This window comes from Komagataeibacter nataicola (assembly GCF_003207795.1).
GTDB classification, from domain to species: domain Bacteria; phylum Pseudomonadota; class Alphaproteobacteria; order Acetobacterales; family Acetobacteraceae; genus Komagataeibacter; species Komagataeibacter nataicola.
In genome coordinates this window covers 1-14,098 of record NZ_NIRT01000051.1, presented here as the reverse complement: position 1 = coordinate 14,098, position 14,098 = coordinate 1, and the positions used below count along the sequence as shown (strand labels likewise).

Annotated in this window: 12 protein-coding genes and 1 pseudogene; 9 read left to right on the top strand and 4 right to left on the bottom strand. The window is 63.8% G+C overall.

Annotated elements, in window-relative coordinates; translation table 11 throughout:
- Positions 1-174 precede the first annotated feature (174 nt).
- The 6 genes and pseudogenes from CDI09_RS16330 (at position 175) to CDI09_RS16305 (ending at position 7,281) form a co-directional block, all read left to right on the top strand.
- The gene (locus CDI09_RS16330; protein ID WP_078524614.1) at positions 175-870 is read left to right on the top strand and encodes a gluconate 2-dehydrogenase subunit 3 family protein; all 696 of its coding nucleotides are present in this window, start codon (positions 175-177) and stop codon (positions 868-870) included.
- Complete coding sequence (locus CDI09_RS16325) at positions 867-2,654, top strand: GMC family oxidoreductase (RefSeq protein WP_078524613.1); 1,788 nt, start codon at positions 867-869, stop codon at positions 2,652-2,654. The genes CDI09_RS16330 and CDI09_RS16325 overlap by 4 nt, the downstream gene beginning before the upstream one ends.
- Positions 2,655-2,683: 29 nt before the next feature.
- Positions 2,684-3,997 carry a cytochrome c gene (locus CDI09_RS16320; RefSeq protein WP_110571436.1) on the top strand — a complete coding sequence of 438 codons (1,314 nt, stop codon included), beginning with the start codon at positions 2,684-2,686 and terminating at the stop codon, positions 3,995-3,997.
- A gap of 98 nt (positions 3,998-4,095) precedes the next feature.
- Positions 4,096-5,295, top strand: a complete 1,200-nt coding sequence (locus CDI09_RS16315; protein ID WP_078524611.1) for an L-dopachrome tautomerase-related protein — start codon at positions 4,096-4,098, stop codon at positions 5,293-5,295.
- A gap of 44 nt (positions 5,296-5,339) precedes the next feature.
- Positions 5,340-6,416: a quinone-dependent dihydroorotate dehydrogenase gene (locus CDI09_RS16310; protein ID WP_078524610.1), complete on the top strand. Its 1,077-nt coding sequence runs from the start codon at positions 5,340-5,342 to the stop codon at positions 6,414-6,416.
- Positions 6,413-7,281: pseudogene (locus CDI09_RS16305) on the top strand (TIGR01459 family HAD-type hydrolase). The gene CDI09_RS16310 and the pseudogene CDI09_RS16305 overlap by 4 nt, the downstream one beginning before the upstream one ends.
- Positions 7,282-7,316: 35 nt before the next feature.
- On the opposite strand, the gene CDI09_RS16300 reads toward CDI09_RS16305, so the two are convergent.
- Positions 7,317-7,901 carry a YqgE/AlgH family protein gene (locus CDI09_RS16300; protein WP_078524609.1) on the bottom strand — a complete coding sequence of 195 codons (585 nt, stop codon included), beginning with the start codon at positions 7,899-7,901 and terminating at the stop codon, positions 7,317-7,319.
- 129 nt (positions 7,902-8,030) lie between these two features.
- Between CDI09_RS16300 and CDI09_RS16295 the strand changes: the two genes are divergently transcribed.
- From CDI09_RS16295 to CDI09_RS16285, 3 genes are read left to right on the top strand one after another with little or no spacing between them, the layout of a single operon-like run.
- On the top strand, positions 8,031-8,789 hold the full coding sequence (locus CDI09_RS16295) for an SDR family NAD(P)-dependent oxidoreductase (RefSeq protein ID WP_078524608.1): 759 nt from the start codon (positions 8,031-8,033) through the stop codon (positions 8,787-8,789).
- A gap of 2 nt (positions 8,790-8,791) precedes the next feature.
- Entirely contained in the window at positions 8,792-9,718 is a 927-nt protein-coding gene (locus tag CDI09_RS16290) for a PPK2 family polyphosphate kinase (RefSeq protein WP_078524607.1), read from the top strand.
- A gap of 57 nt (positions 9,719-9,775) precedes the next feature.
- Entirely contained in the window at positions 9,776-10,366 is a 591-nt protein-coding gene (locus tag CDI09_RS16285) for a DUF3465 domain-containing protein (RefSeq protein ID WP_078524606.1), read from the top strand.
- A 113-nt stretch (positions 10,367-10,479) separates the two neighbouring features.
- Here the strand turns inward: CDI09_RS16285 and CDI09_RS16280 are convergent, their stop codons facing one another.
- The 3 genes from CDI09_RS16280 to clpS form a co-directional block, all read right to left on the bottom strand.
- Positions 10,480-10,809 (bottom strand): YnfA family protein, encoded by a 330-nt coding sequence (locus tag CDI09_RS16280; RefSeq protein ID WP_078524605.1) that lies wholly within the window; start codon positions 10,807-10,809, stop codon positions 10,480-10,482.
- Between the two features lie 136 nt (positions 10,810-10,945).
- A complete protein-coding gene (clpA, locus tag CDI09_RS16275) occupies positions 10,946-13,276 on the bottom strand; it encodes an ATP-dependent Clp protease ATP-binding subunit ClpA (RefSeq protein WP_078524604.1) in 2,331 nt (776 codons plus the stop codon).
- A 161-nt stretch (positions 13,277-13,437) separates the two neighbouring features.
- Positions 13,438-13,869: an ATP-dependent Clp protease adapter ClpS gene (gene clpS / locus CDI09_RS16270; protein ID WP_236944609.1), complete on the bottom strand. Its 432-nt coding sequence runs from the start codon at positions 13,867-13,869 to the stop codon at positions 13,438-13,440.
- Positions 13,870-14,098: the final 229 nt, after the last annotated feature.

Sequence of the window (14,098 nt, the reverse complement as noted above, 5' to 3'; positions counted from 1 at the left end):
AAGATACGGCTGGGATCGGTCAAACGGGATGAAGCGGCTCATCGCGACACTCTACAGCCTTACCCCTTCACAGGGTACCCCAACCCGACAGGCTGCTAGGCAGCCTGTCCTGGCTTACGGATAAAGTGGGGGCAGGGGCCGGTAGCGGCATGATGTCAGGGGGAAGGCAGTTTTTTGGGTATCAACGGGTCAGGGTTCATCTCATCGCGGCGGCGCTTCATGCGCGGGCTGGCGGGTGTTGCCGCATGCAGCACGGTATCTGCTTCGGGCGCAGGGGCAGCCGCTCCGCCGAGACCATACACGCCGGTTTTCTTTAACGCTGCGGAATGGGATTTTCTCCTTGCCGCCTGTGATCGCCTGATCCCGGCTGATGCCAACGGCCCCGGCGCGCTCGCACTCGACGTGCCCCGCTTCATTGACCAGCAGATGACCACACCCTACGCGCAGGGCGCACAGTGGTACATGGCCGCCCCCTTCGTGCAGGGGCCGGATAATCTGGGCTACCAGTTGCCTTACCCCCCGCGTGAACTGTATCAGCGCGGCATTGTGGGCATGAACGCCCATGCCACCACCCGCCACGCAAGGCCCTTCGCAGCCCTTGCGCCCGATGTGCAGGACGACCTGCTGCGGGCTGCTGAAGGCGGCAAGCTGATGTTTGGCGATGTGCCCTCGGCTGCGTTTTTCGATCAGCTTCTGGCCAATGTGATGGAGGGCGCGTTCAGCGACCCCATTCATGGTGGCAACACTGCGCTTGGCGGCTGGGCCATGTTGGGCTTTCCCGGCGCGCGGGCGGATTTCATGGACTGGGTGGACCGCTACGGGGCGCATTACCCACTGGGCAGTGTCTCCATAACGGGAGAAACGGCATGAGCGATGAGGCACGCAGGCTGAAGCCGGTTGACGTGGTGGTGGTGGGTGGCGGCTGGGCCGGCTCCATCATGGCCAAGGAAATGACCGAGGCCGGGCGCTCGGTGGTCATGCTCGAACGCGGGCCGGACCGCAGCACGGCAGCCGATGGCGCCTATCCGGCCTCCATCGACGAGCTTGAGGCCAATTTCCGCTACAAGCTGTTCCAGGACCTTTCCAAAAACACCGTCACCATCCGCAACAATGCCAACCAGACGGCGCTGCCCTACCGGCGCATGGCCGCCTTTCTGCCCGGTGAGGGCGTGGGCGGGGCAGGCCTGCACTGGTCGGGCGTGCATTTTCGTATCCCCCCCGATGATCTGCGCCTGCGCTCGCGCGTGATCGAGAAATACGGCGCCGGATTCATCCCCGAAGGCATGAACCTTCAGGATTACGGCGTGACCTACGAGGAACTTGAACCCTTCTTCGACAAGGCCGAGAAGGTGTTCGGCACTGCGGGCGAGGCCTATAAGGTCAACAACGAGGTAGTGGGGCAGGGCAATGTGTTCTCGCCCTCGCGCTCCGATCATTTTCCGCTGCCGCCGCTCAAGGATGTCTATACCGCGCACCTGTTCCGCAAGGCGGCGACGGAAGCAGGTTTCCATCCGTATTCGCTGCCCGCGGCCAATGCCTCGCAGCAATATACCAACCCGTATGGCGTGCAGATGGGGCCGTGCAATTTCTGTGGTTATTGCAGCGGTTATGCCTGTTACATGTATTCCAAGGCCTCGCCCAACGTGAACATCCTGCCGGTGCTGCGCAGGCATCCGCTGTTCGAGCTTCGCCCCGACTGCCATGTGCTGAAGGTGGAACGCGACAGCACGGGCACACGCGCCACCGGCGTGACCTATACCGATGCCGATGGCAAGGTGGTGACCCAGCCTGCGGAAATGGTGATCCTGACCGCCTTCCAGTTCCATAACGTGCGGCTGATGCTGCTTTCAGGCATTGGCAAACCCTACGACCCTGTCAGGAACGAAGGCGTTGTGGGGCGCAATTTCGTCTATCAGAACGTAACCACCAGCACGGTGTGGCTCGACCCGAAGGTGGAGACCAACCAGTATATTGGCGCAGGCGGCGGCGGTGTTGCGTTTGATGACTTCAACAGCGAGAATTTCGACCACGGGCCGCTGGGTTTCGTGGGCGGCTCGCCGGTCTGGGTCAACCAGGCGGGGGTCAAGGCCATTGCGGGCGCGCATGCCGGTGGCCCGCCGGGCACGCCGCGCTGGGGCAGTGCCTGGAAGGCGGGCATGATCGACACCTACCGCCACTCGCTGCGCATCGACGCGCATGGGGCGAACATGGCCTACCGCGATGTCTATCTCGATCTCGACCCCACATGGAAGGACGCCTACGGCCAGCCGCTGCTGCGCATGACGTTTGACTGGAAGGACAACGACATCCGCATGAACCGCTACGTAGTGGATAAGATTGGTGACGTGGCCAAAGCCATGGGCGCGCGCGACGTGCACCTGACCAAGCGTGAATTCGGCAGCCCGTTTGATACGCGGCAGTACCAGACCACCCATCTGGGCGGTGGCGCCGTAATGGGCACGGACCCGCAGACAAGCGCGCTGAACCGCTACATGCAGTCATGGGACGTGCATAATGTGTTCGTGATCGGGGCCAACGCTTTCCCGCAGGGCACGGGCTACAATCCCACCGGCATGGTCGCCGCCCTGGCCTACTGGGCGGCGCACCACATCCGCACCACCTATCTCGCTCATCCCGGTCCGCTGGCAGGATGAGGGGGGTATGGAAATGCGGGCTGCGCCCCATGGCGGCAGCCCTGCTGGCCCTGTCGGCTCTGGGTAATCAGCCCGCGCGGGCGCAGGATACGCCGCCACGGCCGGAACTGGTCACGCGTGGGGAATACGTGGCACAGGCGGCGGATTGTGCAGCCTGCCACACCATGCCCGGCGGCGCGCCCTTTGCCGGTGGGCTGGCCTTTCACCTGCCCACCGGCACGCTGTATGCGCCCAATATCACGCCAGATGCGCAGGCGGGGATCGGCGGGTATTCCGAGGCCGAATTCATCCGCGCCGTGCGCAACGGCATCCGCCGCGACGGGGCCACGCTGTATCCGGCCATGCCCTATCCCTCCTATGCCCGCATGACCGATGACGACCTGCATGCGCTGTATGCCTATTTCATGCAGGGTGTCAGACCTGTCGCCACGCCGGTGGTGCAGGATGGCATGCACTGGCCGCTCTCCATGCGCTGGCCGCTCACGGTGTGGCGCAGGCTGTTTGCGCCTGATCCGGCAGTCACCCTAAAGGGGGCTACGGCCCGCACTTTCCCTGACCCGCTGGTGGCGCGCGGGGCTTATCTGGTCGAGGGGCCGGGCCATTGTGGCGCCTGTCACACGCCGCGCGCCGTGACCATGCAGGAAAAAGCCCTGACCGCAGAGGATGGTCCGCTCTACCTCTCGGGGGGCGCGCCGGTTGATGGCTGGCGGCCTGTCAGCCTGCGCGGCGAGAACCGCACCGGGCTGGGAAGGTGGAGCGAGCAGGATATCGTGCGCTTCCTGGCCACCGGGCGCATGCCGCTTGGCGCGGCCTTTGGCGGCATGACCGATGCCATCAACCACGGCACCCAGCACATGACGGCGGACGACCAGCTGGCCATTGCCCGCTATCTCAAGACCCTCTCGCCCACCATGCCCGCCAGGGCGCCGGGCTGGGCGTATGACCCCGCTGCCACCAGCGCCCTGCGGGCGGGTGACGTGAGCGCACGCGGCGCGCGGCATTATGTGGATAGCTGTGCCGCCTGCCACCGCACCGACGGGCACGGCTACCCCACGACCTTTCCGCCGCTTGCGGGCAACCCGGTGGTGATGGATCCGGCACCGGATTCGCTTATCCGCATCGTGCTGGAAGGCAATACGCTGCGGGCGACGAAGCAGGCGCCCTCCGCCTTTGTCATGCCCGGTTTCGCCGCCCGTATGGATGATGCGGCAGTGGCCGATACCGTAAGCTTCATCCGCGCCGCATGGGGCAATGACGCGCCCGCCGTGAGTGTGGCTGACGTGGCGCGCATCCGGCGCAGCCTGTCGCCTGAACACCCGCCAGCCTCGCTGCCCATGAACTGATTGTGAACGCGATGCGGCGCGTGGCCCGATTGCCCTTGCAGGGCTGACTTGCATGAATGGGCGCGGGCCGCACAAACCGGGGGGAAAGACCAGTGAGCATGCACAGGCGTGATCTGTTGTTCGGGGCCGCACTCGTGGCGGTGGCGGGTTGCGCCCCCATGGCGCGGGCGGCTGAACCGGCAGCAATACCCATCAATCACGACCATGGCGCCGCCCCTGAAGGCCCGTTCGAGATCGTGGCGCGCTTCGATGGCCCCGGCCCGTCGGGCATTGCGGTTACGGGCGGGCGGGTGTTCGTGGGCTTTCCGCGCCATGCGGTCAACCACAAGGGGGCAACGCTGGCCGAACTGAAGAATGGCCAGTTGCGGCCTTATCCCGATGCCGCCGCCGCCATGCCATCGGATCGCCCGCCCGCTACCCGGCTCATGTCCATCCATGGCATGACCACCGATGCGAAAGGGCGGTTATGGGCCATTGATGATGGCAAGCTGGCGGGCGAGCCACTGGCGCCGGGGGCAGCGAAGGTGATTGGCATTGACCCGGCCACCGACCGCATCTTTGCCCGTATCGTGCTGAGTGCGCCCACACTCCTGCCTGACAGCCACATGAACGACCTGCGCGTTGACCTGACGCACGGACCGCAGGGCACGGTGTTCATAACCGATTCCTCGTTTGGCCAGTCGCCCGCTCTGGTGGTGGTGGATGTGGCGAGTGGACGCCAGCGCCGCGTGCTGGCGAGCCATCCCTCCATTCAGGCTGAACGCCCCTTCATGGCGGTGGTGGAGGGGCGGCCGCTGGTGTTTGACCCGCCCGCGCACAAGGCCGCCTTCGTATCGGGCGGGGTGGATGGCATTACGCTGTCACCCGACAGCGCCACGCTCTATTACAGCCCGCTGACCAGCCGGCGGCTGTACAGCATTCCCACCGCCCTGCTGGCGGATTTTGACAGGACCGACGCGCAGCTTGCCACAGCCATCCGCGATCTGGGTGAAAAGGGTGTTGCCGACGGGCTGGCCACCGATGCGCAGGGCCGGATCTACACCACCAATTTCGAGCATGACGCCATCTTCCGCCGCAATGCCGATGGCTCGTTCGACACCATGGTGCGTGACCCGCGCGTGCTCTCGCCCGATGGCATTTTTGTTGATGGCAACATGGTTTATTGCACGCTGGGCCAGTGGAACCGCCTTGCAGGCTTCAATGGCGGGCATGACCTGCGGGTGCCGCCCTATTATCTGATCCGCTTTCCCACCGATACGCCCGCCCCCGTGGATGCCACAAAGCTGGCGCCCGGTTAGTTGCCCCTTTCCCCCGGCGCTGAATTGCGGCAACAATCGCGGCCATGAATATTATGTCGCGCATGATCCTGCCCCTGATGCGGCGCCTGGAGCCCGAGGCCGCCCATCATATCGCTCTTGATGCCCTGCAACTTGGCCTTGGCGGCGTCTCCTGCCCCGGCAATGATGACCCGGCGCTGTCCGTGCGGGCCATGGGGCTGCGCTTTCCCAACCCCATCGGCATGGCGGCGGGGTTTGACAAGAATGCGGTGGTGGTGCGTCCGCTCACCCGCGCGGGTTTCGGCTTTGTCGAGGCCGGTACGGTTACCCCCCGCCCGCAGCCCGGCAACCCGCAGCCGCGTCTGTTCCGCCTGACCGAAGACCGCGCCATCATCAACCGCATGGGCTTCAATAATCAGGGTATCGACCGTTTTGCCGTGCGCATGGCGCGCCTGCACCGCGTGTCCTCCCCGCGCCGCAGGCCGGGCGCGCAGGTGCCGGTAGGGGCCAACCTTGGCATCAACAAAACCGGTGCCGACCCCGAGCGCGACTACCCCATGCTGGTGGGGCGCGTTAAGCACTATGCCGATTATATCGTCATCAACCTGTCCTCGCCCAACACGCCGGGGCTGCGCGACCTGCTTGAGGCCTCAAAGCTCAAGGGCATTCTTGATGCCATCAATGCCGCCCATCCCGAGCGGCCGCCGCTGCTGGTCAAGATCTCGCCTGATATCGCGCATGATGACGTGGAAGCCGTGGTCGAGGCCGCCATTGCCGGTGGCGCGCAGGGGCTGATCGTATCCAACACCACCATCTCGCGCCCGGCGGGGCTGCTCAGCCCCTATGCCACCGAGGCCGGGGGGCTGTCGGGCCGCCCGCTGCGCCCGCTGGCGCAGGACATGCTGACCCGCGTGGCCAGGGTGGTGGCAGGGCGCGTGGCGCTGGTGGCCAGTGGCGGCATTGAAACCGGGGCGGACATTCTCGACCGGGTCAAGGCCGGGGCCGACCTTGTGCAGATCTATACGGCTTACGTGTATGAAGGGCCGGGCATTCTCAAGCGCCTGAAGGCCGAGACGCTCCGCGCCCTGCGGGCCGAAGGTTTCGAGACGCTGGCTGATGCCAGGGGGGTGGCCCTTAAATGAAATGGCATGATGGTCTGGCCGCGCTGAGTCGTGATTATGATGGCTACATCCTCGACCTGTGGGGCGTGGTGCATAATGGCGTGGCGCCCTATCCCGGCGTGCTGGAATGCCTGCAACGCCTGCGCGAGGCGGGCAAGCGGGTGGTTCTGCTCTCCAACGCGCCCCGCCGTACTGCCACGGTAGAGCCGGGCCTGCGCCGCATGGGCGTGAGTGCCGACCTCTATGACGGCATCATGACCAGCGGCGAATGCACGCACCGCATGCTTGCGGCCCGCACCGACCCGTGGTTCGCGGGGCTTGGCCGCCGCATGGTCCATCTCGGACCCGACAAGGATGTGGATATCTATACGGGGCTGGACCTTGATGTCGTGATTGATCCCGCGCAGGCGGATTTCGTGCTCAATACCGGGCCGGATGCCGAACTGGGCGAGGAGGAAATCGACCCCTACCTGCCCCTGCTGGAGCAGTGCGTGGCCCATGGCCTGCCCATGATCTGCGCCAACCCTGACCAGCAGGTCATCCGTGGCAGCCAGCGCCTGATCTGCGCGGGGGCCATGGCAAGCTGGTATGAAAGCCGCAACCGCCCCGTGCGCTGGATTGGCAAGCCCTACCCGGAAGTCTACGGCCTCGCCCTTGCGCTGCTCGATATGCCGCGCGCGCGCGTGCTGGCACTTGGCGATGCACTGGCCACCGACATGCGTGGCGCCGCAACAGTGGGGATTGACGGGTGCTGGGCGGCATCCATCAGGAAATGCTGGGCGGAAGCTGGGAGCATGGCCGCAACCCCGATTATGACCTTGCAGTGGCGGAAGCGGGCGCTGCCGGGCTTGGCCCGGTGGCCTGCGTGCCATCGCTGCGCTGGTAGGCGATAAGCATCTGGCCATAAAGCGCCGGGTTGCGTCAGGCGTGGCCAGCAGCCCCGGTAAACCACGCGGGGTCAATGCGCACGCTGGCCAGTGCCTGCCGCCACTTGGCGTTATGGTCGGGGCCAAACACGATGGCCTCGGTAGCCGGTGCGGAAACCCAGGCATTGTGGCGCAGCATCTCGTCTTCCAGCTGGCCCGCCTCCCAGCTGGCATGGCCCATGGCCAGCATGGCGTGGGCCGGGCCGTTGCCATCGGCAATGTCACGCAGCACGTCAAGGCTTGCGGTCAGCGTTGTGCTGTCATCCACCGGCAGGCTGCCATCGCCGCTCCAGTCCGATGTATGCAGCACGAAGCCACGCCCGTTATCCATCGGGCCGCCCGCGCACAGGTTGATGCGGCGGCGCGGCGGCACGGGGGCAATCCCAAGCTGTTCGAGCACATCATCAAGCACGGGTTGCGACAGCCTGCGGTTGACGACCAGCCCCATCGCGCCATCCTCGGGCGTATGTGCACACAGGTAGATGACACTGCGTGCGAAGGCGGGATCGGTCAGGGAAGGGGTTGCCACCAGCAGGTGACCGGTCAGGCTACGGCCTGGAGATGTCGCGAAGGAAGCCATACACCACCATAGAAACGGATTTGCCCTCTTTTGCAACCATTTCGGCTCAGGGTTGTATGGTTGATTGCCCCCATGACGGGAGGCGGCTGATATGCAAGGCTGACCACCGACACAGCAGGAGAAAAGACCATGAAGCAGATTGCACTGGTAACGGGTGCCACGGCTGGATTCGGCAAGGCGATCGCCACAAGGCTCGTGCGTGATGGGTATCGCGTCATTGCCACCGGCCGCAGGCGCGAACGCCTTGACGCGCTGGCGGCCGAACTCGGGCCGGACCTGCTGGCCTTTGAGCTGGACATGACCGATGCCGCTGCCATTGCGGCCCTGCCGGGCAGCCTGCCCGAAGGCTGGCGCGAGGTGGATGTGCTGGTCAATAACGCGGGTCTTGCCCTGGGCATGGAAAAAGCGCAGGAGGCGGATCTGGCCAACTGGCAGACCATGATCAACACCAACGTGACCGGCATGGTCGAGCTGACGCGCGTGCTGCTGCCCGGCATGGTGGCGCGTGACCACGGGCATGTGGTGACACTGGGCAGCACGGCGGGCACCTACCCCTATACCGGCGGCAATGTGTATGGCGCGACCAAGGCGTTCGTGCGCCAGTTCACCCGCAACCTGCGCTGCGACCTGCTGGGCCATAATGTGCGCGTGACCAATATCGAGCCGGGCCTGTGTGGCGGCAGCGAGTTCAGCACCGTGCGGCTGCGTGACCCGGCCAAGGCGGCGGCGGTGTATGAAGGGACCAGGCCCCTGCTGCCCGAGGATATTGCCGAGACCCTGTCCTGGATCATTGCGCTGCCGCGTCATGTGAATATCAACGAGGTGGAGATGATGCCGACCTGTCAGGCGGCTGGTGGCCTCGCGGTGGCGCGGGGCATGAAGGATTGAGTATGGCCCGCAAGAAAACGACGACCAACACGCTCGCACGCCGTTTCAGCGTGCATAACGGCAAGGGGTTCTCCCTTGCCGACTGCCCGACCCGGGCAGCAGAGGCCTGCGGGCTGGACAAGAAAACCGGCAAGCATCTGCTCAAGGAGCGCATCCGCTATCTCGCGCAGTTGCAGGCCCTGCTCTACGCCAACAACACATGGTCGGTGCTGGTCGTGCTGCAGGCCCTTGATGCAGGCGGCAAGGATGGCGTGATCAAGCATGTCATGTCAGGCATCAACCCGCAGGGGGTCAGTGTCTCGTCCTTCAAGCAGCCCGGCCCGGTCGAGCTGGCGCATGGCTATCTGTGGCGCGAGCATATGGTGGCGCCCGCCGCTGGCCGCATCGGCATCTTCAACCGCAGCCATTATGAGGAAGTGCTCGTTACCCGCGTGCACCCCGAACTGCTCGAGCACGAATGCCTGCCGCTGAGCCTGCGCCGCAAGCCCACCTTCTGGAAGGACCGCTACGAGGATATCAGCAGTTTCGAGCGCTACATGGCGCGGCAGGGTACGATTGTGCTGAAGTTCTTCCTGCATCTTTCCAAGGAGGAGCAGCGCCTGCGCTTTTTGCAGCGCATCAAGCACCGCACCAAGAACTGGAAGTTCTCGCCTGCCGATATTCACGAGCGCCAGTACTGGGATGACTACCAGCACGCCTATGAGGAAGCGATCCGCCACACGGCCCACCCCGATGCGCCGTGGTTTGTCGTGCCCGCCGACCAGAAATGGTTCGAGCGTCTGGTCGTGATCGAGGCGATCATCGACGCGCTGGAGAAGCTGCACCTGAAAATGCCTGCCATGGACCCCGCCATGGAGGCGGATATGGAAAAGGCCCGCAGGCAGCTTGAAGCGGAAGCCCCCCGGCCTGCGGATAACCCCGTTCATTGACGCTGGCGCCCGCGCACCGCAAAAGATTGTGATCTTTTGGAAAGGGAGAACACTCAGATGGCGGCAATGCGCTGGCAGCGATGCGTGATGATGGGGCTCGGGGCGGTTGTAGCCGCGCAGATGGGGGGCATTACGCCCGCCCATGCGCGGCACCACCACCACCGGCATGAATATGAAGACTCGCGTGATGAGACGCAGGGCACAGAAGCTACGCAGGGCACGCGCGAGGGCGGCAGTTCACGCCCGCAGCCCATTGCCAGCCCCGTGCCCGAGGCCTGCGATGACGGCAAATTCCTGGCCGACCTTCAGGCTGCGGAAGCCAGCAGCAGCGAAGCCCACCCCGACCGGGTCGAGCATGTATGCGGGCAGGTCATCGCGGTCTCGGCATCCAGGCGCACGCGCAGCGGCCTGCACGGGTATTTCTATGTTGATGTGGGGCATGGCGTGTCCATCCGCATCGTGTCGGATCTGGACCGGATGACAGCACCCACATGGCCGTGGGTGGCCAAGGGTGACAAGGCTGATGTGCTGGGCCGTTATTATTATGACAACGCGCGCAGCCAGGGCATTGACTGGACCCATCATGGCACCGGGCGCAGCTGGCCGGTTGAAGGCTATGTCAGCGTTAACGGCACCCGTTACCAGTAATCAAATAAGGAACGGAAGTTTCTGGGGACCGCCTTTTTGAAAAAAGGCGACACCCAAAACTTTTCTTATTTTTTTATCAATGATTTGTTTTCAAACAATCTCTGAGGCTTTCATCAGGAATGGGCGCGTGGGGCGAGCAGGATCAGCCCCGCACCCGCAAGGCAGATTGCAGCGCCCAGTATGTCCCACCGATCAGGCGGCAGGCCTTCGACCAGCCACGACCAGATCAGACTGGCCACGATGTACACGCCGCCATAAATGGCATAGGCCCGCCCCGCATTATCGGCAGGGCTGAAGGTCAGCAGCCACGCAAATACCACCAGCGACAGGCAGCCCGGCACCAGCACGAGCGGTGATCGGCCAAGGCGCATCCAGGCCCAGAAACAGAAGCAGCCCCCAATCTCGGCAAAGGCTGCGGGAATGTAGATGGCGGCGGTGAGCATGACATCCTTACGCGAACAACCAGAAGTTTCTGGTGAAGCTTTTCAAGAAAAGCGGCCTGTTTCAAAAAAAGGTGGCACAAAAAAACAGGAGCCATTTCTGGCTCCTGTCCTTATTTCGGGTGAGATGAACGACCCCTCAGTCAGCGGCTTCGGCTTCGCGGGTGCTGTCGCCTTCATCGCCTTCGGCGGAATCATTTTCCGCCTGCGAGATGTATTCAAAGTCGAGCTTGCCATCCTTGAGCGTGATCTTGGCAACCCCGCCCTTGGTCAGCTTGCCAAACAGCAGTTCCTCGGCCAGCGGCTTCTTGATGTTTTCCTGAATGACACGGCCCAGCGGGCGTGCGCCATACAGGCGGTCGTAACCCCGTTCGGCCAGCCATTCCCGCGCGGCGGACGAGATCTCGATCATCACGTTGCGATCGGCCAGCTGGGCCTCAAGCTGGAAGATGAACTTCTCCACCACCCGGTCCACCACATGCGGCGACAGGTTGGCGAACGGAATGATCGCATCAAGCCGGTTGCGGAACTCCGGCGTGAACAGGCGCTTGATCGCATCCTCGTCCTCGCCTTCACGCGAGGTGCGGCCAAAGCCGATGGCCTCCTTGCTCAGGTCGGCCGCGCCCGCATTGGTGGTCATGATCAGCACCACGTTGCGGAAATCGACCGTCTTGCCGTTATGGTCGGTCAGCCGCCCATGATCCATCACCTGCAGCAGCACGTTATACAGGTCCTGATGTGCCTTCTCGATTTCATCAAGCAGCAGGACCGCATGCGGGTGCTGGTCGATGGCATCGGTCAGCAGGCCACCCTGGTCAAAACCGACATAGCCCGGCGGTGCGCCGATCAGCCGCGAGATCGAATGCCGCTCCATGTATTCCGACATGTCGAAGCGGATCAGCTCAATGCCCAGCGTTGCCGCAAGCTGCTTGGCCACTTCCGTCTTGCCCACGCCCGTGGGGCCGGAGAACAGGTAGTTGCCAATCGGCTTTTCCGGGTCGCGCAGCCCCGCGCGTGACAGCTTGATTGCTGCCGTGAGGGCCTCGATCGCCTTGTCCTGTCCGTAAACCATGCCCTTGAGGTCACGCTCGAGCGAACGCAGGGTTTCCTTGTCATCCGACGAGACGCTCTTGGGCGGGATGCGGGCGATCTTCGCCACGATGTCTTCCACATCCTTCAGCGTTACGGTCTTGCGGCGGCGGTTCTCGGGCACCAGCATGCGTGAGGCGCCCACCTCGTCAATCACGTCGATGGCCTTGTCGGGCAGCTTGCGGTCGTGGATGTATTTGGCGGCAAGTTCCACCGCCCCACGGATCGCATCATCGGTGTAGCGCACCTTGTGGTGCTTCTCGTAATTGACCTTGAGCCCGCGCAGGATCTTGACCGCATCCTCGACCGAAGGCTCCGCCACATCGATTTTCTGGAACCGGCGCACGAGTGCGCGATCCTTCTCGAAGTGCTGGCGGTATTCCTTGTAGGTGGTCGAGCCCATGCAGCGCAGCGTGCCGGCGGCAAGGGCAGGCTTGAGCAGGTTGGAGGCATCCATCGCCCCGCCCGAGGTCGCGCCCGCGCCAATCACGGTATGGATCTCGTCGATGAACAGGATCGAGCCGGGATTGTTGTCAAGTTCGGTCACGACCGCCTTCAGCCGTTCCTCAAAGTCGCCACGGTAGCGCGTGCCCGCAAGCAGCGCGCCCATGTCGAGCGAGTAGATGGTGGCGTTGAGCAGCACCTCAGGCACGTCACCTTCAACAATGCGCTTGGCCAGCCCTTCGGCAATGGCGGTCTTGCCCACGCCGGGGTCACCCACATAAAGCGGGTTGTTCTTGGTGCGGCGGCACAGGATCTGGATCGTGCGCTCGATTTCAGAGTCGCGCCCGATCAGCGGGTCGACCTTGCCTTCCTGCGCCTTGTCATTGAGGTTGGTGCAGTAGGTGGACAGCGCATCCTGGTTCTTCTGCCCGGCCTTGCCGCGCTCCTCGCTTTCGCCGCCTTCGGGCGGGCTGCCCGCAACCGGGCGGCGCGTGGAGCGGTCCGGCGCCTTGGCAATGCCGTGGGAGATGAAGTTGACCGCATCAAGCCGGGTCATGTCCTGCAACTGCAGGAAGTACACGGCATGGCTCTCGCGCTCGGCAAACAGGGCCACGAGCACGTTGGCTCCCGTCACCTCGTCACGCCCGGTGGACTGCACGTGAATGGCCGCGCGCTGGATCACGCGCTGGAAGGCGGCAGTGGGCTTGGGGTCAACGGTGCGGTCGGCCGCGAGGCCCGCGAGGTCCTTGTCGAGGAAATCGGTCAGGTCGGTGCGCAGCTTGTTCAGATCGACCCCGCAGGCGCGGAATACCGTTACGGCATCAGGGTCGTCGATCAGTGCGAGGAGGAGGTGTTCAAGCGTTGCATATTCGTGCCGGCGGTCGCCGGCCAGTGTCAGCGCACGGTGAAGCGTCTGTTCAAGATTACGTGACAACATGCCGAGACGCTCCTTTTCCAAGAGGGGCCACCAGGACCCCGGAGATCATAACCGGTAAGCCAGGACAATCCTTGCCCTGTTGCGATGGAAATGCCAGCACAAAATGCCATGGAACGCGATCGGATCGCGGCGGAGGCGGGAAAATGCGCTTGCTCGTGGGCTCAGTCCTTTTCGATCGTGCATTGCAGCGGGTGCTGGTTCTGGCGCGCGAGGTCCATCACCTGTGTTACCTTGGTTTCGGCAACCTCGTACGTAAAGACCCCGCACACGCCCACGCCACGTTTGTGAACATGGAGCATGATGTCGGTCGCCTCCTCGCGGTTTTTCTGGAAGAAGCGCTCGAGCACATGCACCACGAATTCCATGGGCGTGTAATCATCGTTGAGCATCAGCACCTTGTACATCGCCGGCTTGCGGGTCTGTGGGCGGGTGCGGATGACCACGTCGATCATGCCGTCATCATTGCCCGGCGGCGAGTCCTGCCCGCCGTTACGGCGTGGGGGCGTATTGCCGCCATGCCCATGCGGGCGCGGGCTGACCGCGCCGGATCGGGGCGCGGGGTGGGGCAGGGAAGCTTGAGCAATAGCAGACATGACAGGTACCATATTGGAACTTTGCCGCCGGTTGAAAGGGGCGAGCGCCAGGGCGCAGGGATTTTTTTGCATGTGCCCTGATCCGTTGCCGCTCGCGTTTATGGAATGGCAAGGATATAAATACGCTCTGGCAGCCTGTCGGGTTGGGGTACCCTGTGAAGGGGTAAGGCTGTAGAGTGTCGCGATGAGCCGCTTCATCCCGTTTGACCGATCCCAGCCGTATCTTCTG

Bases quoted from the DNA above. Each gene is read 5' to 3' on its own strand.
- CDI09_RS16325 (WP_078524613.1), top strand. From the start codon at position 867: ATGAGCGATGAGGCACGCAGGCTGAAGCCGGTTGACGTGGTGGTGGTG.
- CDI09_RS16320 (WP_110571436.1), top strand. From the start codon at position 2,684: ATGGCGGCAGCCCTGCTGGCCCTGTCGGCTCTGGGTAATCAGCCCGCG.
- CDI09_RS16315 (WP_078524611.1), top strand. From the start codon at position 4,096: ATGCACAGGCGTGATCTGTTGTTCGGGGCCGCACTCGTGGCGGTGGCG.
- CDI09_RS16310 (WP_078524610.1), top strand. From the start codon at position 5,340: ATGAATATTATGTCGCGCATGATCCTGCCCCTGATGCGGCGCCTGGAG.
- CDI09_RS16300 (WP_078524609.1), bottom strand. From the start codon at position 7,901: ATGGCTTCCTTCGCGACATCTCCAGGCCGTAGCCTGACCGGTCACCTG.
- CDI09_RS16295 (WP_078524608.1), top strand. From the start codon at position 8,031: ATGAAGCAGATTGCACTGGTAACGGGTGCCACGGCTGGATTCGGCAAG.
- CDI09_RS16290 (WP_078524607.1), top strand. From the start codon at position 8,792: ATGGCCCGCAAGAAAACGACGACCAACACGCTCGCACGCCGTTTCAGC.
- CDI09_RS16285 (WP_078524606.1), top strand. From the start codon at position 9,776: ATGGCGGCAATGCGCTGGCAGCGATGCGTGATGATGGGGCTCGGGGCG.
- CDI09_RS16280 (WP_078524605.1), bottom strand. From the start codon at position 10,809: ATGCTCACCGCCGCCATCTACATTCCCGCAGCCTTTGCCGAGATTGGG.
- clpA (WP_078524604.1), bottom strand. From the start codon at position 13,276: ATGTTGTCACGTAATCTTGAACAGACGCTTCACCGTGCGCTGACACTG.
- clpS (WP_236944609.1), bottom strand. From the start codon at position 13,869: ATGTCTGCTATTGCTCAAGCTTCCCTGCCCCACCCCGCGCCCCGATCC.